The organism is Rhizobium changzhiense, assembly GCF_013087625.1.
GTDB classification, from domain to species: domain Bacteria; phylum Pseudomonadota; class Alphaproteobacteria; order Rhizobiales; family Rhizobiaceae; genus Rhizobium; species Rhizobium sophorae.
On the sequence record NZ_JABFCQ010000001.1, the window covers coordinates 590,059 to 609,889 of the forward strand.

Sequence of the window (19,831 nt, forward strand, 5' to 3'; positions counted from 1 at the left end):
CGATCGCAGGACGTACCCTTTTATATTAGGTAATTCTTATTTTTCTCATAACTTATATATTCGGTTCGAACTCATCCGGCCAAGGCGGAGGTGACCCTGATATCGCCGACATGGATGCCGTTCCAATTGCGCATCGGCGTTGCGGCATGGGCCATCAGGCCCGCATGGACCTCGCTCTCCGTCTCGAAGAAACGGGCAAGCGTCGCCGCCACCATGGCTTCGGCGGCGCGGGTCATGCCGTCCTCGCATTTGAGCGCGATGGCGATGCCCTTTTCCGGGATCGCCGCACAGAAGACACCCTCGGCACCGGTTTTGACGAAGATCCGGCCGGGGGCGATCTGCATCAACTCCGTGCAGGCGCGGCCGGAGCCGGCGACGTAGAAGGGTTCGGCCATGCAGGCCTCGATCAGCCGGCGGGATGCCTTGGCGCGCAGGGGTTCGAGGCCGGTGCCGGTCGCCATTTTGGCAAAACCGTGGGCAAGGCTGCGCAGCGGCACGGCATAAGTCGGGATCGAGCAGCCATCGGTGCCGCAGCTCTCTGCTCCGAGCACCGCGCCGGTCAGGCTTTCCATCGCCGCGCGGATCTCAACCTGCAGCGGATGCTGGTAGCCGACATAGCCCCTCGGATCGATATCCTGGTGGCAGCAGGCGCAGATAAAGCCTGCATGTTTTCCCGAGCAATTGTTGTGCAGCGCGGTCGGCGCATCGAGCATGCGAGCCTGCTGGATCAGGATCTTCTGGCTCATCGACCAGTGGGCGCCGCATTCCAGCGTTTCGATATCGCGGCCGGCACGCGACAGCATCGAAGCAGCAAGCGCCACATGCTCGTCCTCGCCATTATGCGAGGCGCAGGCCAGCGCCAATTCCTTGTCGCCGAAGCCATAGGCATCGGCCGCGCCACTCTCGACCAGCGGCAGCGCCTGCATCGCCTTGCAGGACGAGCGCGGGAAGACCGCAGCCTCGATATCGCCCAACGAGAAGACAAGCTTGCCATCACCATCGACCACAGCCACCGCGCCACGATGGCGACTTTCGACGAGCAGGCCGCGGGTAACTTCGACGGTGACGGGATTGGTCATGAGCTTTTATCCGGATGCTGGCGGGATAGCGCAGTCCATAACGCGTCACGCGGCGAAAGCCAACGGGGTTTAGGCTGCCCCTCACCCTAACCCTCTCCCCGTAAAACGGGGAGAGGGGACATGCCAAACGGAGCGTCAAAGATTGAGGAAGCCGGTGCGGCATATCCCCTTCGCCCCGCGAGCGGGGGTCCGAAGGACGGGGCGAGACACGTGGCTCGACCCAGGCAGAGGTGGCGGCAGCCGGATGAGGGGCTTTCGTGGTCTCGGCCCATTGATATCGCGAACGCCGAACTGCTTGTTTCAAACGCTGTCCCCGGGCGTCTGAGCTTCCTATTCTCTTTCAACAACGATTTTACGCAGGACACCGTGGCTATCACGAACCCGGATTTCGATGGTTTTGCTCTTATTTCCAGCTTTCACCACATTGCAAACTGCGGATATAGCGTCCCAGAATTGTGCTCTGGTCGGATAATCTATCTCGAGAGTCTCCATGACTTTTCTCGCCGATTCTCAGGTCATGGGAAAATCACAGCCTTCCGTACCCTTACGAAGGAGACGTTCAAAGGGCGTCGGCGGAACGTGCGTGCAACCTGCAACGGCGAAAGAGAGCGCAACAGCGCCAACAAAGCGAAATTTCATTGCCCCATCCAATTGATCAACCCCTCCGAGCACTAAGGGCAGAAGATTGATAGAGTCAATCGGCTACGGGCACGGCGAGCATTTACCGGGCGAGCCAGGCGCTCAGCCTCGCCGCGAGCTCGGAGCGCGATCACATCGTCCAAATATTCATCACATAAATTGACCGAAGCGATCGAAAACTATCGTTTCTCTGATAGGTCCGATGCAGCTAAGAGTGGTGCATCAGGAACCATCCCCATGCCATCCACTTTTTCCTTGATCCTTCGCGACAACAGGATCCGAATTCCGACCGTGACCCTCGTCGCGCTCGCCTTCACCTATGCGTCGACCGCGCCCTACCAGTCGATCATCGGGATCAATGAACTCGGCTTGAGCAACGGCGCCTATTCGGCACTGGTGTTCTTCTCTTCGATCGTCAACGTCACGACGAGCCTGACGCTCGGCATCTGGTCGGACAGGCTGAAGGAGCGCCGGCCGCTGGTGCTGGGGCTTTCCGTCGCCGGCATGCTCGGCTTCGGGTCGATCGCGATCATTCATAGCCCCGTGGTCTTCATCTTCTCCACGCTGTTGCTGGTGCCGATGAGCAATTCCACCTATTCGCTTTTGTTCGCCAGCCTGCGCGCCAGGACCAACCAGATGGACCACGGCCAGGGGGCGGCGATCACCGCAATGGTGCGGGCGCTCTTTTCCGGCTCATGGGCGCTGGCGCCGGGGTTGATCGGCCTTTATCTCGTCAGTTCACCGTCGATGACGCCGGCCTATGGGATCGCGGCATTGGCAAGCTGCACCTGCTTCTGCCTGTATTTGTTCTTCGCACCCGGAAATGGCTCCGGCGGCCCTGCCCCCGATCCAGTCGGCTTCTTTGCTTCGCTGAAACGGATTTTCGTGCCGCATGTCCTGTCGCGCGTTATCCTCATGGCGATGCTGTTCGGGCTGCAGCGGCTGAACGCCATGCTCCTGCCGCTGATCATCACCCATGCGGCCGGCGGCACCGTAGTCGATGTCGGCTTCATGGCCGGCTTGACGGCTTTGCTCGAGATGCCGTTCATGATGATGTGGGGCTTTGCACAGCGCCGCTTCCGAAGCGCACATGTGCTCGCCTTCGGCGCGCTGATCTATTGCGTCTATCTGCTGCTGCTCGGCTTTGCTTCGGCACCCTGGCACGTCTATGCACTGCTCCTCTTCAATGCCTGCGGGGCGGCAGCGATCCTCAGCGTGCCGATCACCTATCTGCAGGATCTGATCGCGGACCGGCCGGGGCTTGGAACCTCGCTGATCTCGCTGAACACGTTCATTGGGGTTGGCGTCAGCGCCGGCCTCTTTGCCTTCGGCACCGCGATCACCGATTATTCCGGCACCGCCTTCGTCGGCGCGGCCGCGGGTCTCGCATCGATCGGAGTGCTGCTCTATCTCGAAAGCAGCAGGCGGCAGGCGCGGCAACCGGCGTGACGTGCCGTTCCGATCGACAGGCGTCAATGCGGCGTGATGCGATAGGCGCAGCGGCGGGCGCCGGCGAGGATGTGTTCGCTGCGTTCGATATCGGCGCCGAGGACGGCGCGGAAGGTTTCGAGTTCGGAGCGGCAGAAGCCGGCACAGGCAGTGGCGGCCGCGCAGATCGGGCAGTGGTTTTCGACCAGCATGAAAGCGCCGTCCGGCTCCTGCCAGCAATCGGCCATATAGCCTTCGCGGGTGCGGATGCCGGTAAGGGCCTCGACGCGCGCGGCAAGGTCATGGGCCTGGCTGAGGTCCTGCCGATAACGCTGCAGCGTCTCAGCCTCCCGGGCGGAAATGACGGTATCGAGGGCTGCGGGGCCGAGCTGCTCGACGAGCGTGCCGAGGAGGTTTGCCGTCAGTTCGGCATGGCCATCCGGGAACTGGCGGTTGCCGCTGGCTGTGAGGTGCCAGAGCTGGCGCGGCCGGCCACGGCCGGCAGCAGCAACGGTGACCGGTTCCACCAGCCCCTCCTCCGCCATCTTCGACAGCTGCTGGCGGGCGGCCTCGCCCGATATGCCGAGAGTATCGCCGATCGCGGCGGCGAGCTGCGGCCCGTCGGTCTTTATCAGGATCAGGATGCGGTTGGCTGGGGACTGGCGCATATTTTTCCAAGTCACGTCTTGTTTAATTCGAGGCGGCGTGTAATTTTCCAATTTATAACTTGGAAAATAATCCTTCGCCAGTAAAATCTCGGGGTCCTCCCATGTCGAATATCGACCAGACAGCCGTCATTCCCAGCGCCAGCTCCGTCTTCCGCCTCTTCCTGCCCGAGCACCTGCCGGCAACATTGATGCTGGCCGGCGGCGTGACGCTTTATGCGGTGGAGAGTTACATCATGGCGACGATCGCGCCTTCGATCGTGCGCGATGTCGGCGGCCTCGCGCTGTTTTCCTGGGTCACCAGCCTGTTCGTCGCCGCTGCCGTGCTCGGCTCGATCTTCGTCGCCATGCGGCCGCGCGGCATCGGGCTTCGATCCGTCTACGTGATCGCGGCACTGGTCTTCGGCGCCGGCAGCCTGATTGCCGCAGCCGCACCGTCGATGCCGGTGGTGCTGATCGGACGCGCGGTGCAGGGTCTCGGAACAGGCGCACTTGCCGCGCTCGGCTATGCCTTCATCCGCTTCGTCTATCCCGAGCCGCTATGGCCGAAGGCATCGACCCTCTATGCGGCAATCTGGGGGGTCTCGACCGTCATCGGGCCGACGCTCGGCGGCTTCTTTTCATCCGGCCACGCCTGGCGCTACGCTTTCATCGTGCTGGTGCCGCTCGGCCTGCTGATGGCGGTCTTGGCGCCACGACTGTTGCCCGACGTCGAGGACGACCGCGAGCAGGCAAAGACGCCGGTCGCCCAGATCGGGCTGCTGCTTGCCGCCGTGCTAATGGTGAGTGCGGCCGGCGCGATCGAGGCGACAGCCACGAAGGTCGCGCTGATCGCCGCCTCGGTCGTCGCGGTCGCCGGCATGATCGTCATCGAGGGCCGAAGCCCGAACCGCCTGCTGCCCTCCGGCGCCGTCAGCCTTTCCCAGCCGATTTCACGGGTCTACCTGGCGATGCTCGCCGTGACTGTCGTTCTCGTCAGCGACGTCTTCATTCCCTATTTCCTGCAGACCCTGCATGGGGTGCTAGCGATCGTCTCGGGTTATCTCGTGGCGCTCGTCGCCCTCGGCTGGACCTTGGCGGCCTTCCTCAGCGGCTCGTGGACCGGCGGCCGAGCCTATTGGGCAATCGTCATTGGCGCCCTCATCGAGGCGGCGGCGACCGCTTGCCTCGCCGTCTTCCTCGCCACGGACAATCCCGACGGGCATATGCTCCTCATCGTACCGGCGGCAATCGGCATGTTCATGATGGGCTTCGGTATCGGTCTCGGCTGGGCGCATCTCGTCGCCATGGTTTTGAGGCTCGTCGCCGACAACGAGAAGGACAAGGCTTCTGCCGCGATCCCGACAATGAGTTCGCTCGGTGGGGCGTTCGGAGCCGCCTTTGCCGGCGTCATCGCCAATGGCGCCGGCCTCGTCGATCCCGGCGGCATATCAGGCGCGCTGTCGGCAGCGCACTGGCTCTATCTGCTGATGGCGCTGCCCGGTGTTCTCGCTGTCGGCGTGTCGCTGACATTACCGCGCCGCGCGTCTTTTTAAATGCGCAGCATGACCTTGCCGACATGGCTACCCTCTTCCAACAGCCGGTGCGCTTCGACGACCTCTTCGAAGGCAAAGACCTTGTGGATGACGGGGGCGACGGTGCCGGCTTCCAGCAGCGGCCAGACCTCCGAGAGCAGGTCGTCGCGGATGGCGCGTTTTTCTTCCGCCGTGCGCGGCCGCATGGTCGAGCCGGTGACCGTCAGGCGCTTGACCATGATCGGCGAGAGATTGACCTTTTCGGCGAGCGCGCCGCCGAGGAAGGCGATGATCGACAGGCAGCCATCCTTCGCCAGCGAGGCGATGTTGCGCTCGAAATAGGAGGCGCCGATCATGTCGAGGATGATGTCGACGCCGTGGCCGGTCTCGGCCTTGATCACCTCGGCGAAATTCTCGCTCCTGTAGTTGATCGCGCGCTTGGCGCCGAGCCTTTCGCAGGCCTCGCATTTTTCCTTCGAGCCCGCCGTCGCGTAGACCTCGGCACCGAAGGCGCGGGCGAGCTGGATCGCCGTCGTGCCGATGCCGCTGGAACCGCCATGGATCAGCACCGTCTCGCCTTCCGTCAGCCCGGCCATCTGGAAGAGATTGGCCCAGACGGTGAAGAAGGTTTCAGGCAAAGCTGCCGCCTTCACCGCATCATAACCTTTGGGAAAGGGCAGGATCTGGGCTGCCGGCAGCAGGCAATATTCGGCGTAGGCGCCGCCATTGGCCAGCCCGCAGACCTTATCGCCGACGCCATAGCCGCTGACGCCGGGGCCGACGGCGACAATTTCGCCTGCAAGCTCCAAGCCGAGGATCGGGCTCGCACCCTTGGGCGGGGGATAGCTGCCCTGGCGCTGGGCAATATCGGGCCGGTTGACGCCGATCGCCTCGGCGCGCACCAGAACCTCTCCGTCGCCGGGCACAGGAAGCGAACGCCTGCCGATCGTCATCACCTCCGGCCCGCCGAAGGACGGCAGATCGACGAAACGCATTTCCTGAGGCAATGGCATGACCCGGTTCCTCCCTCATCCGATGCAAACGGAAGATGCACAGGAAATAAATCAGCCCCGCGGGCTTGGGAAGGCCGGAAGTGGCAGAGGCGTCAATTCGCCTCGCCCAGCAGATGGAAGACCAGGCCTTCGTCGCTGTCCTTGGCGGCCGACTTGATGATGGCGATTTCGGCGCTGACGCGGTTGATATCGTCGATGACGAGGCCTTCCGGCAATTCGATGACGCCGATCGAGCAGCGCATCAGCGGGAACAAAGCTTCCGCACCGGTGCGGTCGTGACCGAGGATGCGGCCGGCGGCGCGATCCTCATCGGAATAGAGGTCCCGCACATCGTCGTGGAAATCACTGATCAGCCGGTCGAGAATCTCCGTCAGCTCTTCCTTGGTCCAGCCGACGACGCCGATGAAGAAATCGTCGCCGCCGACATGGCCGAGGAAATGGCGCTCGGCGAAGAAATAGCGGCGCATCAGCGCGGCAAACAGCGAGATCGCGTGGTCGCCGAGATGGAAGCCATAGGCATCGTTGAACGGCTTGAAATTGTCGAAGTCGCAATAGCAGAAGTGGCGGAGCTCATCGCCGTCGCGGCCGGACTGACGCATGAAATCGCGGATGGCGCGATTGCCCGGCAGGCCGGTCAGCGGATTCTGGTCCTGCGCGGTCTTCAGCTGTTTCTCGTTGATGACCTTGATCAGCGAGGCGGCGGAGACGACGCCGGCATAGCGCATATTGTCGGTCAGGATCAGGCAGTTGCTGCCTTCCATATTGGCGAAGATCGCCATCAGCTGCTCGGCGTCGCTGTCGAGGCCGACGATCGGCGCCATCTCGACGAAATGCGAAATGCTGCGCTCGTACATCTTGTTCTTCAAGAGATCGCGGCCGAAGGGCTGATAGATATATTCCTTGAGGTGATGCTCGTGGATGATGCCGCGCGGCTCGTCATTGGCGTTGAGGACGGGAAAGAAGGCCTGACGCGGATTGCGGCGGAAGAGTTCGAAGACGCTGTCGATGCTGTCGTTCTCGTAGGCCGTCGGCAGCATCTCGATCTGCTTGCGGATGAGGATTTCGTCGAGCGACTGGCTGCCCCGCTTGCTCTTGCCGAGCTCCTGCAGATGCGGGAAGGACGGCGCTAGCTCCGATATATGCGTCGTCGGGCGGGAGATGAACCAGCCCTGGACGAGGTCGACGCCATATTCGCGGCAGGCGATGAATTCGGCCTCGGTCTCGATGCCTTCGGCGATGACGCGCGTGCCGAGCACATGGGCGATGTTGACGATGCTCTTCAACAGGTGGCGCTTGCGCGGGCTGCGGTCGATCTCGGCGACGAAATGGCGGTCGATCTTGAGATAATCGACGGCATAATCGCAGAGCAGCTTCATCTCGCCGTGACCGACGCCGAAATCGTCGATCGCCAGCTTGAAACCGGCCTTGCGCAGCCTGGAAACGAGGCCGGAAAATTCCGGCACGCTGGTATTGTCGAAACGCTCGGAGAATTCGAAGCAGACGGAGGATGGCGGAATATTCGCCTTCCGCAAATGCTGCAGCAGGCTCTCGACCAGGTGTTCGCCATGCGGGATGAGCCGGACGTCGAGATTGAGAAACAGCGTCGAAGTGGAGAAATTCGACAGTGTCGCGAATTTGGCGAGCGCGCGGCTGGCGACCATCTGTTCGAGCTGCAGCAGCTGTCCGGCCTGGTGGGCCTCGTCGAGGATGTCGATGGGCGTTTCGTAGCCGATGCGCTCCTGGCCGCGCATCAGGGATTCGTAGCCGAAGACCGTGCCGGTGCCGGCCTCGACGATCGGCTGGAAGGCATTCTCGACCACGAGCTTGGCAAGGGTGACGATCTGATCGCTGGCGTAGCGGCGCAGGACATCCGGCGCGACGGTGGCAGCCAAGGACAACCCAGTCTTCACGTGGCCGGTCTTCATTGTGGCTGATCTCCACTGTGACTTGTTCTTTTTCATCCGGAACATGCCGCAGAAGGGTCAATGAACTCTTTCGCCAATGTGAAAGTTTTATGAAACGCGCAAGGGCCTTGCACGCGTTCCGCGTCTATTCAATTTTTCGAATGCAATCAAACGCTTATTCAGGCGGAGCGACGGCGCTCCGCTTCGTGATCGGCGAACATGTCGGCGACGCATCTGCCGCCGGATGGAGCGCCGTCGTCAAGAACATCGTCCCGGAACTCATTGAGCTTGCGGGTGGTATCCCAGAGGCGCAGAGCCTCGCGGACAACCTCACTGCTCGAGGCATAACCGCCATTGTCGACGGCGGCGCGGATGCCCGCTGCCTGTTGCGGAGAGATGGAAACGGTGACCATCGGCATGAACTTCCTCCCTTTTCTGATCAGGCAGAACCCTGCCTCTGGGGGACGCATGACCATTTTCAGCATTCTCGGCGATCTCGCCGGTGCCTTGGTGCATTCGCACTCAGGCCGTTCGCTTGCGCGGGACCGGCCTCTAACCCCTTAAGTCTAATCCCCAGTCATAGTCTTGTCAAAAAAGAACGGGTCTTGTCAAAAAATGAACGGCCGCTCTCGATAATCTCAACTGCGGATGCCGAGGCCGAAGGCGATCAACGTCGAGCCCTGAACGATGAGATCGGCGGCCAGGAACAGGCCGAGAATCCAGAGGCTGTTCACCGGCCAGCCGAGCGCGATGACGAAACCCGCAAGGGCGGTGATGACGCCGCTTGCGACGATCCAGCGCCAGCCCTTGGTGGGCTTCATGCGCATGCCGACCCAGGTGCGAAAGACACCTGCGACGACGAGCGCCAGCGACAGAAACAGCGTCAGCGCCGCCGAGGTCAGGATCGGGTTGATGAAGGCGCAAATGCCGGCAAGCACATAGAGCAGGCCGCTCAGGATCCAGAACAGCACGTGATCCCAGCCGCGCACCTGGAAGGCATGGACGAGATAGATCACGCCGCCGAACAGCATCAGCATACCGACATAATAGACCGAGACGACGGTGGCGAGCATCAGATTGCCGAGCGCGATCAGGCCGCAGACGAGCAGCAGCACGCCGAGGCCGGCAAACCAGATCCATTTCGACTGCAGCGAAGATGTCGGCGTTCCCTCAAAGACATCGGCCATGATCCACCTCCTGAGATTCAGAATATGTTACAGCAATTTTTCAGGGAAAGATCTGCGCCGGGCCAAATCGAGAAAGATTTTTATTGATTGATCAGTCAATCAAAAATAACCTGCCGCTGATTTCAAGGAGTAGGTTGTTGCCGAAGGTCGGAATGGAGCCGGTGCGCCGCAAGGCGCTTGTCGATGCGGCGCTGCGGGTGATCGGCGATCACGGCTCGCTTGCCGTCACCATGTCCGACATCGCCCGGCAGGCCGGCGTATCGCCAGCCCTGGCGCATCATTATTTCGGCAGCAAGGAACAATTGCTGATCGAGACGATCCGCTCGCTTCTAAGACAGCTGCGCGGCGATACGGTGGCGGCGCTCAAGGCCGCCAGGACGCCGCGCGCCCGGCTTTCAGCCATCATCCGCGTCAGCTTCCACGCCGACCAGTTCGCGCCGGAGACGATTGCCGCCTGGCTTGCCTTCTACGCCGAAGCGCAGCGCTCGGAAGAGACCCGCCGCTTCCTGGTGATCTATGCCAGGCGGCTGCGCTCCAATCTGCTGGCCGACCTCAAGGCGCTGCTGCCCGCAGACGCCGCAGAACGTATCGCCGAGGGCGCTGCGGCGATGATCGACGGGCTCTATATCAGGCAAAGTCTGAAATCGGCGCCGATCGGCATTGAAGCCTCGATCGCGCTGACCGAGGATTATCTGACGACGCAGTTGGGCAAGACCGAGATTTCAGCCCCCTCATCCGGCCTGCGGGGCCACCTTCTCCCCGAGGGGGAAGGGACGACCACATCGAACCACCCAAGGGACAAATGACATGAAAGCCCAGCCGAAAGCCTCGCACTTCATCGACGGCGAATATGTCGAGGATACCGACGGCACCGTCATCGAGAGCCTTTATCCGGCGACCGGCGAGGTGATCGCCCGGCTGCATGCGGCAACGCCTGCGATCGTCGAAAAGGCGATTGCGGCGGCCAAACGCGCCCAGCCGGAATGGGCGGCGATGAGCCCGATGGCGCGCGGGCGCATCCTAAGACGGGCAGCCGACATCATGCGCGAGAGAAACCGGGCGCTTTCCGAACTGGAAACGCTCGATACCGGCAAGCCGATCCAGGAGACTGTTGTCGCCGACCCGACCTCGGGTGCGGATGCCTTCGAGTTCTTCGGCGGCATTGCGCCGGCCGGGCTCAACGGATCGCAGATCCCGCTCGGCCAGGATTTTGCCTATACCAAGCGGGTGCCGCTGGGCGTCTGCGTCGGCATCGGCGCCTGGAACTATCCGCAGCAGATCGCCTGCTGGAAAGCTGCGCCGGCGCTAGTCTGCGGCAATGCCATGGTGTTCAAACCGTCCGAGAACACCCCACTCGGGGCGCTGAAGATCGCCGAGATCCTGCATGAGGCGGGACTGCCGAAGGGGCTCTTCAATGTGATCCAGGGCGACCGCGACACCGGGCCGCTGCTCGTCAACCATCCCGACGTCGCCAAAGTGTCGCTGACCGGCTCGGTGCCGACCGGCCGCAGGGTGGCGGCGGCTGCCGCCGGCAACCTCAAGCACGTGACGATGGAACTCGGCGGCAAGTCGCCGCTCATCGTCTTCGACGATGCCGATCTCGATTCGGCGGTCGGCGGCGCGATGCTCGGCAATTTCTATTCGACCGGCCAGGTCTGCTCGAACGGCACGCGCGTCTTCGTGCAGAAGACGATCAAGGACGAGTTCCTGAAGCGGCTGAAGGTCCGCACCGAGGCGATGCTGATCGGCGATCCGATGGACGAGGCAACGCAGGTCGGGCCGATGGTCTCCTGGGCGCAGCGCGAGAAGGTGATCTCCTACATCGAGAAGGGCAAGGCCGAGGGCGCGACGCTAATTGCCGGCGGCGGCATTCCGAACAATGTCTCCGGCGAAGGCTATTACGTGCAGCCGACGGTGTTTGCCGATGTCACCGACGACATGACCATCGCCCGCGAGGAGATCTTTGGGCCTGTGATGTCGGTGCTCGATTTCGACGCCGAGGACGAAGTGATTACGCGCGCCAATGCCAGCGAGTTCGGCCTTTCCGGCGGCGTCTTCACCGCCGACCTCACCCGCGCCCACCGCGTCGTCGACCGGCTGGAAGCGGGCACGCTGTGGATCAACACCTATAATCTCTGCCCGGTGGAAATCCCCTTCGGCGGCTCGAAACAATCCGGCTTCGGCCGCGAAAATTCGCTTGCCGCGTTGGAGCATTATTCCGAGCTGAAGACGGTCTATGTCGGCATGGGGCCGGTGGTGGCGCCTTATTGAAGAACATTTGCCCCTGCCTCTGCCCCTCACCCTAACCCTCTCCCCGTAAAAACGGGGAGAGGGGACGTGGCAAACGCAACGTAGAGGTTGGGGAAGCCGGTGCGGCATATCCCCTTCTCCCCGCGAGCGGGGAGAAGGGGCAGGCAGGCGGATGAGGGGCAGGCTCTGGGAAAACAAGAAGCAGCCGGATGATGGCAGCTCGAGGGAACAAGACTATGCAAGCAGATTTCGTCATCATCGGCTCGGGCTCCGCCGGCTCCGCCCTCGCCTACCGTCTGTCGGAAGACGGCAAGAATAGCGTCATCGTCATCGAGGCGGGCGGCAGCGATTTTGGGCCGTTCATCCAGATGCCGGCAGCGCTTGCCTGGCCGATGAGCATGAAGCGCTATAACTGGGGTTATCTGTCCGAGCCGGAGGCGAACCTCAACAACCGGCGCATCACCGCACCGCGCGGCAAGGTGATCGGCGGTTCCTCGTCGATCAACGGCATGGTCTATGTGCGCGGTCATGCCGAGGATTTCAATCGCTGGGAGGAGCTCGGCGCCAGCGGCTGGGCCTATGCCGACGTGCTTCCCTATTTCAAGCGGATGGAACATTCGCATGGCGGCGAAGAGGGCTGGCGCGGCACCGACGGGCCGCTGCATGTCCAGCGCGGCGGCTTCACCAATCCGCTCTTCCAAGCCTTCGTCGAGGCCGGCAAACAGGCGGGCTTCGAGACGACGGAAGATTATAACGGCAGCAAGCAGGAAGGCTTCGGTCTGATGGAGCAGACCATCTTCGGCGGCCGCCGCTGGTCTGCCGCCAATGCCTATTTGAAACCGGCGCTGAAGCGGGACAATGTCAAGATCGTCTACGGCTTTGCGCAGAGGATCGTGATCGAGGACGGACGGGCGACCGGCGTCGAGATCGAACGCAACGGCAGGATCGAGGTGGTGAAGGCGAACCGCGAGGTGATCGTCTCGGCCTCCTCGTTCAATTCGCCGAAACTGCTGATGCTCTCCGGCATCGGTCCGGGCCAACATCTGCAGGATATGGGCATTGCGGTGAACGCCGACCGGCCGGGCGTTGGCGCCAACCTGCAGGACCATATGGAATTCTACTTCCAGCAGGTCAGCACCAAGCCGGTGTCACTCTATTCCTGGCTGCCATGGTTCTGGCAGGGGGTGGCAGGCGCCCAATGGCTGCTCTCGCGCGGCGGGCTCGGCGCCTCCAACCAATTCGAGGCCTGCGCCTTCCTGCGCTCGGCGCCGGGGCTGAAGCAACCTGACATCCAGTATCATTTCCTGCCGGTGGCGATCAGCTATGACGGCAAGGCGGCGGCGAAGAGCCACGGCTTCCAGGTTCATGTCGGCTACAACCTGTCGAAATCGCGCGGCAGCGTCAGCTTGCGCTCCACCGACCCCAAGGCCGATCCGGTGCTGCGCTTCAACTATATGAGCCATGCCGAGGATTGGGAGAAATTCCGCCACTGCGTGCGCCTCACCCGTGAGATCTTCGGGCAGAGCGCCTTCAACGACTATCGCGGGCCGGAGATCCAGCCGGGCGAAAGCGTGCAAAGCGACGAAGAGATCGACGCCTTCCTGCGCGAACATCTGGAAAGCGCCTATCACCCCTGCGGCACCTGCCGGATGGGCGCCAAGGACGATCCGATGGCGGTGGTCGACCCGCAAACGCGGGTGATCGGCGTCGACGGCTTGCGCGTCGCCGACAGCTCGATCTTCCCGCATGTCACCTATGGCAATTTGAACGGACCCTCTATCATGACCGGCGAGAAGGCGGCAGACCATATTCTCGGCAAACAGCCGCTGTCACGCTCGAACCAGGAACCCTGGGTTAATCCGCGCGCGGCGGTCAGCGATCGATAAGAAGCGAGCCGTCAGACGGCCGTGATTCGTTTTTTTCAACTCGAAGAGACAAGGGCCCTCAACGCTATTCGAGAGCCCCGATCACTCAGGCAGTGCGGTAGGATGCGAGCCAATGTGCGTAAGGGGCAGGCAATGTCCAGGACGGACGCTCGACACCGAGCTTGCGCGCGGCTTCGTAGGGCCAATGCGGATTGGCGAGCATCGCTTTGCCGATCATAACCAGGTCAACCTGTCCGCTTCGGATGAGTTCATCCGCTTGCTCCGGCTGAGTGATGTTCCAACTTGCGGCACCGGGGAGGCCAGTGGCCTTGCGGACTTGATCGGCGTAAGGCGCGATGAACCCTGGACCCCAGGGAATATTGGCGGCCGGGGTTGAGAAGCCGAGGCTGACGTCGATGAAGTCGAGGCCGGCCTTCTTGAATTTCCCGACTAGATCGATCGCGTCCCGCAGGGTTTCCTGGTCGCGACCGTCAAACTCGATGACGCCGAAGCGAGCAGTCAGAGGACGATCCTCGGGCCAGACTTCACGAACGGCCGCCAGCGTCTCGAGGAGAAAGCGTCCACGGTTATCGGCGCTGCCGCCATATTCGTCGTCGCGCTGGTTCGAATGCGGCGAAAAGAAGCTCTGGCCGAGATAGCCGTGAGCAAAATGCAGCACGAGCCAGCGGAATCCGATGTCGCGCGCGCGGATCGCTGCAGCGACAAAATCGCCGCGGACGCGATCTATGTCGGCCTTCTTCATGGCGCGCGGTACCTTCGCCAAGCCGCCGCCGAACGCGATGGCGGACGGTGCGATGGTTTCCCAGCCGCGCGGATCGCTATCGGCGATATGATCGTCGCCTTCCCAAGGACGGTTTGCGCTGGCCTTGCGGCCGGCGTGGCCGATCTGGATCCCTGCGACCGCGCCCGCCTTCTCGATGCTGGCGACGATCGGCCCAAAGGCCTCGGCCTGGACATCATTCCAAAGACCGGTACAGCCCGGCGTGATCCGCCCCTCCGGAGAGACAGCCGTGGCTTCGACGTTGACGAGGCTAGCGCCACCGCGCGCCAAGCTTGTGAGATGGGCGGCGTGCCAGTCGTTCGGAACGCCATCAATCGCGGAATATTGGCACATGGGAGATACCGCGATGCGGTTTCGGAGGATGACGCCTTTCAGCGTGAATTGGTCGAACAAGCTGGGCAATGGAATCTCCTTAAAATGAATATCAATCAGCCGCACGGATCTGCCGACGCCCGCTGGCGTACGGGTTAATCCGTGCGCTCGATCCTTCGGGGTGTCTAGACGGCGCGGTAACGGGGCGCAGGTTCACCGGTCTGCGTCGCGGCGAACAGTGTGGATCGGGCTTGGTCGAACTTGTCCCACAGACTGGCGTCGGCAACGGATGGCAGCGTGATATCTTCGCCCTTGTCGAAACCGGCCAGGGCGGCGTCGACCAGGTTTTCGGACGTCATGACGGTCGCCTGGTTGAGCGACGCCAGCGGTACGCCCGACAAATCCCAGAGTTCCGTCGCCGTGGCCGCCGGCATGACGAGTTGCAGGCGGACATTGGTCTCGGCCAGCTCCTGCTGCAGGCCCCGGCTGAAGTTCATCACATAGCCCTTGGTGCCGCTGTAGATCGCGCTGATCGGCAGGGCATGAAAGGACAGGACCGAAGCGACGTTAATGATCGCGCCGTGGTTGCGGCTGAGGAATGCAGGCAGAACTGCTTGTGTCAGCCGCGTGAGCGCGGTGACGTTGAGTGCGATCATCGCGGCCGCGTCTTCCTCAGCGGTCTTGGCGACCGGAGCCAAGGTCGAGTTGCCGGCGTTGTTGACGAGGAGCGTTATCGCTGAATTGTCCTTCAGCACTTTTTCGACGCGGGTGAGGTCGGCGTCTTTCGTCAGGTCGGCTTCCACGACCTCGACTTTCGTGCCGTGGGCAGCGCCGAGCTTGTCCGAGAGCGCCTTCAGACGATCGGCCCGCCGCGCTACGAGGATGAGGTCATACCCCTTTTCAGCGAGGCGCGCCGCATAGATGGCGCCGATACCAGCGGAGGCGCCGGTGACGAGGGCGACGGGCTTGAGCGATGATGCAGACATGTCAAAATCCTATTTGGTTGAGTGCTCAAGTTTACGTATGGTCGCGATGCCGTCTTGTCAATGGATGAGCCCTCAACTATTTTACTGGGATGGGCAAAAAACTTTCGATTGGCGATCCAGGGGAGGAGTTGCGCGCGGGCAGGCTGAGCCCGCCGGAACTCCTGGCCGAACTCGTGTGCACAAACACCGCCCTCCGGCGCGCATCACGGCGGTTGGGGCAGATTTATGATGACGCAGTGGCGCCGACCGGCCTGAAGGCCACCCAGGTCGGGCTTCTGACCCAGATCGCAGCGTTGCACGAGGGCAGCCATGGATGGCCAACCTTGCTGTTGCTCGCCGAGCGCCTTGCCGTCAGCATTTCCGCTTTGACCCACGCCCTTCGCCCGCTCGTCCGGGACGGACTGGTCGAGCTTATGCCTGACGAACATGATGGCCGGACGAAGCACGCAATGCTGACGACGTCCGGCGAGCAACGCCTGCACCAGGCACTGGCCCTGTGGGCTGATGCCAATCAGCGCGTTGAGGTGGTGCTGGGTCCTTCCGCAGCTGCGCTTCGCGCGCTGGCCGATGACGTCGCCTCTGCGGAGTTCCTGGAAGCTTATGAAGCTCGCCGCATGCTGAGAGGCTGACTGTGGGATGGGCGCGGCAGAGGATTCGGGCGATGAATTCGAACAAGCATGTTGAAGCCGCCGTGCCGCGCAAGCCTTCGGACGGGGTGCGCGTCGCCGACAGCTCAATCTTCCCGTACGTCACCTACGGCAACCTGAACGGACCCTCGATCATGACGGGAGAGAAGGCGGCCGACTATATCCTCTGCAAACAACCGCTGGTGCGCTCGAACCAGAGCCGTGGATCAACCCGCGCTGGGCCGTCAGCGACAGATAGTCAGTGGTAATCTTCTTCGCGCTGGTGACGGACGGCGAGGACAATGACGCTCGTTTCGTTCATCACTTTGAAAAGAATGACATATCCGGCAGAACCGAATGGTACGACGAGCTCGCGAAGCAAAGGATCATCCGCAGAGGCGCGTCTGGCCATAAGCGGGAAATCCTGAAGTATCATCAGCGCTTTTTGGATGGCGTTGGTGGCACGTTCGGCCAAATCCGGATCACGTTCGATCAGAAAATCGGCGAGCCGGTCCAGATCTTCATAGACGGTCTGGGTGTACTTTAGCTCGAAGGTCATTTCTGCCGTGCGGCTTTGCGGGCCTTCGCCTTTTCAAGCTTTTCGCGCATCAACTCCTGAATGTCGTCCGTTGTGTAAAACACACCGGTCCGCTGCGCTTCCGCCAAGCCAGCCAGACCTCGCGCGATGAACTCCGCTTGGGACTTTCTATAATCGATCTGGCGGCGAAGAGAGTCCTCCATCAGCGATGACAGGCTCTCGCCTTCTTTCAGAACGCTTTCGGCGGCAGCACGCAATTCAGGATCCACGCGAAGGGACGGGAGCGATGCCGTTTTCATGACTTCCTCATGCGTTGCAATTGCAATGCAATATGACGGATCATCGTGTTATATTCAACTCCCCTCCACTATCAGAGAAATCCGATCCAGCGTCCCGCCATAAGCGCGGTGATCCATGTCACCGCCGACAGAGCCGCAGAAACTCTTATCGCAGGGCGCAGAATGCCGACCGTGGTTGCGGTTCGCCAACCCTGCCCGGTATGCACCGCCAGCACGTTGAGCAATCCAAAGGCGATCAGCCCGAGCTTGGCAAGAAAGGCGGGATTGCCGGCATATTCGACCGCCCGGACGCTGAAGAGGCAGAAGCCGGTTAGAATAGCCGCAACAAGTCCGACGCCTGCGGCGCGGGAGAGAAACGGCGCGACGACTTCAACTGGCACCTTGCGGAAGAAGCCGGCAAGCCTCAGATCAAGCGGCAGGATGGCGCCAACCAAAAGGCCGATCGCCAGGATATGGGCGGCGTTAACGAACATGTAGAGTGTTCCGGAGCGCCGGAGCGCGACCGCAGGTGTCGTTGCCGACAGCCATTCGAGAATGTCGATCACAGCTCAGTTCGCCCAGAGGTCAGTTCGTCTTGATGCGGTCTGGATAGATGTCGTAGCCCTTTTCGCCAATGGTAAGGCGCACCGCCTTCAGCCGCTTCTCTTTTGGATCCTGCGAACGGTTTCCAAGGACCACCACTTGGTCGCCAGGCTTGGCCACACCTTCAACGAAGCCGGAGCGTTCCGTCTGGCGCGGATTGCCGAGTTCGACGAGCCAGGCGCCGTCATCGGCGGTCGCAACGTCAAGCGTCGGATGTGGTCCGCCCATGGAGATCTTTTGGATGGTGCCGCGCAGTTCGATTTGATCCGCCTCAGCCCACGACCAGCCGTGATGAGCGGCAGCACCTGTGGCTAGGGCCGCCGAGAGGATGGCTGCAGCCACTACTCGCTGTGCTGAAATTCCAAACATGATATTCTCCCTACCAGCATGAGCAGGCAGGTGGAGCATCCCGACTGGAAGAAAAGGGATTTCACCAAATCTTGAAGCAAGAGGCGGGCGTATGCTCAAGCCAGCAGTCGAGTGACTTCGGCGCTGTGCTTTGGGGCGATGGCGTCGGCGATGGTGGTGGAGAACAGCACCTTCCGGGTGGCGTCTGCGACCTTGGCGAAGACGTGGCGGATCTGGCAGTTCTGTTCGCCGTCGCAATCGTCGCACCGGCGGTAGGCGGTGATCGACAGGCATGGAAGCGGCGCGATCGGGCCGTCGATGATGCGCAGGATCTCGCCGAAGGTAATGGTGTGGGCGGGCTTCAGCAGGAGATAACCGCCCTGCTTGCCGCGACGGCTGGCAACGACGCCGTGATGTTTCAGGTCGAGCAGGATCTGTTCGAGGAACTTCTTCGGGATCTTCTGCTGCGCCGCGATATCGGAAATCATCACCGGTTCGTCGGCATCGGCATCAGCCAAGACCGTGAGCGCCCGCAGCGCATATTTCGCCTTTTGCGTAATCATTTTTGACCATCGACACACACAGGCAGTGCGAATTTCCGCACCGCTACGGAAGTACTTTTGCCTCTATGGCACAACCAGCATGAACGGAATTTGAACGCGCCGGAGAAAGCCTTGAGAGACAAGCGTTTTGGCCTTGTTTTTCGCCCTCGGCCAAGCTCTCTTAATCTATGCCAAAACCGCGCCTTCTGCACCATTTTCGGCATCACTTCAGATTTCGGATTGACAGGCTGCGTGTAACTCTACTATTTCTATAGACATTCGAGCTGCCGATGTGGACTTTCGTCCGCAGGCGGCTGCTTTTCTGCATCGCGGCAGCTTCGGAGAGATATTTGCTCCTCCGGCCGCAGCTTTCGAAATCCCTTTTTCTGTCCGATCCATGCGTGAACTGCGATACTCCGGTCAACAAAGGACAGGATTCTCATGACTGCTATCAATCCGATTGTGGAAGACGGGCCGATTGCGGAAGAAGGACCGATTGCGGAAGCCCAGGCGCTGAACGACAGGCTGGCAGGCCTCGACCTTGCCGGACGTCTGTCGCTGGTCTCCGGCCTTGGTGGCCGCGTGGTGTTCACGACGTCACTCGGTATCGAGGACCAGGTGATCACCGCCGAGATCGGTACGCACCGCCTGCCGATCGATGTCGCGACGCTGCAGACCGGCCGGCTGTTTGCCGAGACGCTGTCGCTGATCGAAGAGACCGAAAGCCAGTACGACATCCATATCCATCGCTTCGAGCCCGAGAAGGCCGATATCGACGCCTATGCGGCGCAATACGGCCTCAACGGTTTCTACGAGAGCGTCGAGGCCCGGCACGCCTGTTGCAGCGTGCGCAAGCTGAAGCCGCTTGCGCGTGCCCTTGAAGGTGCTGCGATCTGGATCACCGGCCTGCGCCGCGGCCAATCGGCCAACCGCGCCGAAACGCCCTTTGCCGAATATGACGCCGAACGACATCTGCTGAAGGTCAATCCGCTCGCCGATTGGGACCTGGAGGCGATCAAGACCTTCGTTTCCGCAAATGGCGTGCCGGTCAATCCGCTGCACGCCCGCGGTTATCCCTCTATAGGCTGCGAACCCTGCACGCGGGCGATCAAGCCCGGCGAGCCGGAACGCGCCGGCCGCTGGTGGTGGGAGCAGGACGAGACGCGCGAATGCGGCCTGCATGTCGCCGAAGAGGCCGCAGCGATCGCCGCACAGTAAATCACCCCACGGCTTTCCCAATCAGGGCGCGGCG

The 19,831-nt window shown here is 61.8% G+C and carries 21 protein-coding genes and 1 pseudogene; 8 read left to right on the plus strand and 14 right to left on the minus strand.

The window, feature by feature from the left end; all coding sequences use genetic code 11:
- Nucleotides 1-71: 71 nt before the first annotated feature.
- Together G9X68_RS02965 and G9X68_RS31730 are read right to left on the minus strand one after the other, a co-directional pair.
- A complete protein-coding gene (locus tag G9X68_RS02965; protein ID WP_171601202.1) occupies nt 72-1,079 on the minus strand; it encodes an asparaginase in 1,008 nt (335 codons plus the stop codon).
- 330 nt (nt 1,080-1,409) lie between these two features.
- A complete protein-coding gene (locus tag G9X68_RS31730) occupies nt 1,410-1,571 on the minus strand; it encodes a hypothetical protein (RefSeq protein ID WP_244956096.1) in 162 nt (53 codons plus the stop codon).
- 384 nt (nt 1,572-1,955) lie between these two features.
- On the opposite strand from G9X68_RS31730, the gene G9X68_RS02970 reads away from it, so the two are divergent.
- Entirely contained in the window at nt 1,956-3,167 is a 1,212-nt protein-coding gene (locus G9X68_RS02970; RefSeq protein WP_171601203.1) for an MFS transporter, read from the plus strand.
- Nucleotides 3,168-3,190: 23 nt separating this feature from the next.
- Here the strand turns inward: G9X68_RS02970 and G9X68_RS02975 are convergent, their stop codons facing one another.
- Nucleotides 3,191-3,814, minus strand: a complete 624-nt coding sequence (locus G9X68_RS02975; protein WP_171601204.1) for a helix-turn-helix transcriptional regulator — start codon at nt 3,812-3,814, stop codon at nt 3,191-3,193.
- A 101-nt stretch (nt 3,815-3,915) separates the two neighbouring features.
- Here G9X68_RS02975 and G9X68_RS02980 point away from each other — a divergent pair, with 101 nt between their 5' ends.
- Nucleotides 3,916-5,346, plus strand: coding sequence for an MFS transporter (locus G9X68_RS02980; protein ID WP_171601205.1), 1,431 nt, complete (start codon nt 3,916-3,918; stop codon nt 5,344-5,346).
- Here G9X68_RS02980 and G9X68_RS02985 read toward each other — a convergent pair.
- From G9X68_RS02985 to G9X68_RS03000, 4 genes are all read right to left on the minus strand, one after another.
- On the minus strand, nt 5,343-6,338 hold the full coding sequence (locus G9X68_RS02985) for an NAD(P)H-quinone oxidoreductase (protein ID WP_171601206.1): 996 nt from the start codon (nt 6,336-6,338) through the stop codon (nt 5,343-5,345). The genes G9X68_RS02980 and G9X68_RS02985 overlap by 4 nt on opposite strands.
- A 92-nt stretch (nt 6,339-6,430) precedes the next feature.
- The gene (locus G9X68_RS02990; protein ID WP_171601207.1) at nt 6,431-8,308 is read right to left on the minus strand and encodes a GGDEF domain-containing protein; all 1,878 of its coding nucleotides are present in this window, start codon (nt 8,306-8,308) and stop codon (nt 6,431-6,433) included.
- A 113-nt stretch (nt 8,309-8,421) separates the two neighbouring features.
- Nucleotides 8,422-8,661 carry a ribbon-helix-helix domain-containing protein gene (locus tag G9X68_RS02995; protein ID WP_168312450.1) on the minus strand — a complete coding sequence of 80 codons (240 nt, stop codon included), beginning with the start codon at nt 8,659-8,661 and terminating at the stop codon, nt 8,422-8,424.
- Nucleotides 8,662-8,880: 219 nt separating this feature from the next.
- Nucleotides 8,881-9,429, minus strand: a complete 549-nt coding sequence (locus G9X68_RS03000) for an HdeD family acid-resistance protein (protein ID WP_171601208.1) — start codon at nt 9,427-9,429, stop codon at nt 8,881-8,883.
- Nucleotides 9,430-9,566: 137 nt separating this feature from the next.
- Here G9X68_RS03000 and betI point away from each other — a divergent pair, with 137 nt between their 5' ends.
- From betI to betA, 3 genes are all read left to right on the plus strand, one after another.
- Nucleotides 9,567-10,235 carry a transcriptional regulator BetI gene (betI, locus tag G9X68_RS03005; protein WP_244956097.1) on the plus strand — a complete coding sequence of 223 codons (669 nt, stop codon included), beginning with the start codon at nt 9,567-9,569 and terminating at the stop codon, nt 10,233-10,235.
- A 1-nt stretch (nt 10,236) separates the two neighbouring features.
- The gene (gene betB / locus G9X68_RS03010; RefSeq protein ID WP_171601209.1) at nt 10,237-11,700 is read left to right on the plus strand and encodes a betaine-aldehyde dehydrogenase; all 1,464 of its coding nucleotides are present in this window, start codon (nt 10,237-10,239) and stop codon (nt 11,698-11,700) included.
- A 215-nt stretch (nt 11,701-11,915) separates the two neighbouring features.
- A complete protein-coding gene (gene betA / locus G9X68_RS03015) occupies nt 11,916-13,565 on the plus strand; it encodes a choline dehydrogenase (protein WP_171601210.1) in 1,650 nt (549 codons plus the stop codon).
- Nucleotides 13,566-13,650: 85 nt separating this feature from the next.
- Here betA and G9X68_RS03020 read toward each other — a convergent pair whose 3' ends face one another.
- Nucleotides 13,651-14,748, minus strand: a complete 1,098-nt coding sequence (locus G9X68_RS03020; RefSeq protein WP_171601211.1) for an NADH:flavin oxidoreductase/NADH oxidase — start codon at nt 14,746-14,748, stop codon at nt 13,651-13,653.
- A gap of 95 nt (nt 14,749-14,843) precedes the next feature.
- Nucleotides 14,844-15,644 (minus strand): SDR family NAD(P)-dependent oxidoreductase, encoded by an 801-nt coding sequence (locus G9X68_RS03025; protein ID WP_171601212.1) that lies wholly within the window; start codon nt 15,642-15,644, stop codon nt 14,844-14,846.
- Nucleotides 15,645-15,733: 89 nt separating this feature from the next.
- Between G9X68_RS03025 and G9X68_RS03030 the strand changes: the two genes are divergently transcribed.
- Complete coding sequence (locus G9X68_RS03030; protein ID WP_171601213.1) at nt 15,734-16,273, plus strand: MarR family winged helix-turn-helix transcriptional regulator; 540 nt, start codon at nt 15,734-15,736, stop codon at nt 16,271-16,273.
- An 80-nt stretch (nt 16,274-16,353) separates the two neighbouring features.
- A pseudogene (locus tag G9X68_RS03035) lies at nt 16,354-16,529 on the plus strand (choline dehydrogenase); the annotation flags it as partial.
- Here G9X68_RS03035 and G9X68_RS03040 read toward each other — a convergent pair.
- The 5 genes from G9X68_RS03040 to G9X68_RS03060 all read right to left on the minus strand — a co-directional run bounded on the left by G9X68_RS03040 (nt 16,530) and on the right by G9X68_RS03060 (nt 18,600).
- The gene (locus G9X68_RS03040) at nt 16,530-16,829 is read right to left on the minus strand and encodes a type II toxin-antitoxin system RelE/ParE family toxin (RefSeq protein WP_171601214.1); all 300 of its coding nucleotides are present in this window, start codon (nt 16,827-16,829) and stop codon (nt 16,530-16,532) included.
- Entirely contained in the window at nt 16,826-17,107 is a 282-nt protein-coding gene (locus tag G9X68_RS03045; RefSeq protein ID WP_171601215.1) for a YlcI/YnfO family protein, read from the minus strand. Before G9X68_RS03045 ends, G9X68_RS03040 begins: the two co-directional genes overlap by 4 nt.
- Nucleotides 17,108-17,178: 71 nt before the next feature.
- Nucleotides 17,179-17,652 carry a DUF6644 family protein gene (locus G9X68_RS03050; protein ID WP_171601216.1) on the minus strand — a complete coding sequence of 158 codons (474 nt, stop codon included), beginning with the start codon at nt 17,650-17,652 and terminating at the stop codon, nt 17,179-17,181.
- A gap of 19 nt (nt 17,653-17,671) precedes the next feature.
- Nucleotides 17,672-18,058 carry a DUF6152 family protein gene (locus tag G9X68_RS03055; RefSeq protein ID WP_171601217.1) on the minus strand — a complete coding sequence of 129 codons (387 nt, stop codon included), beginning with the start codon at nt 18,056-18,058 and terminating at the stop codon, nt 17,672-17,674.
- Nucleotides 18,059-18,153: 95 nt separating this feature from the next.
- Nucleotides 18,154-18,600: an RrF2 family transcriptional regulator gene (locus tag G9X68_RS03060; protein WP_003546399.1), complete on the minus strand. Its 447-nt coding sequence runs from the start codon at nt 18,598-18,600 to the stop codon at nt 18,154-18,156.
- Nucleotides 18,601-19,020: 420 nt separating this feature from the next.
- On the opposite strand from G9X68_RS03060, the gene G9X68_RS03065 reads away from it, so the two are divergent.
- Nucleotides 19,021-19,797, plus strand: coding sequence for a phosphoadenylyl-sulfate reductase (locus G9X68_RS03065; protein WP_171601218.1), 777 nt, complete (start codon nt 19,021-19,023; stop codon nt 19,795-19,797).
- Nucleotides 19,798-19,831 lie beyond the last annotated feature (34 nt).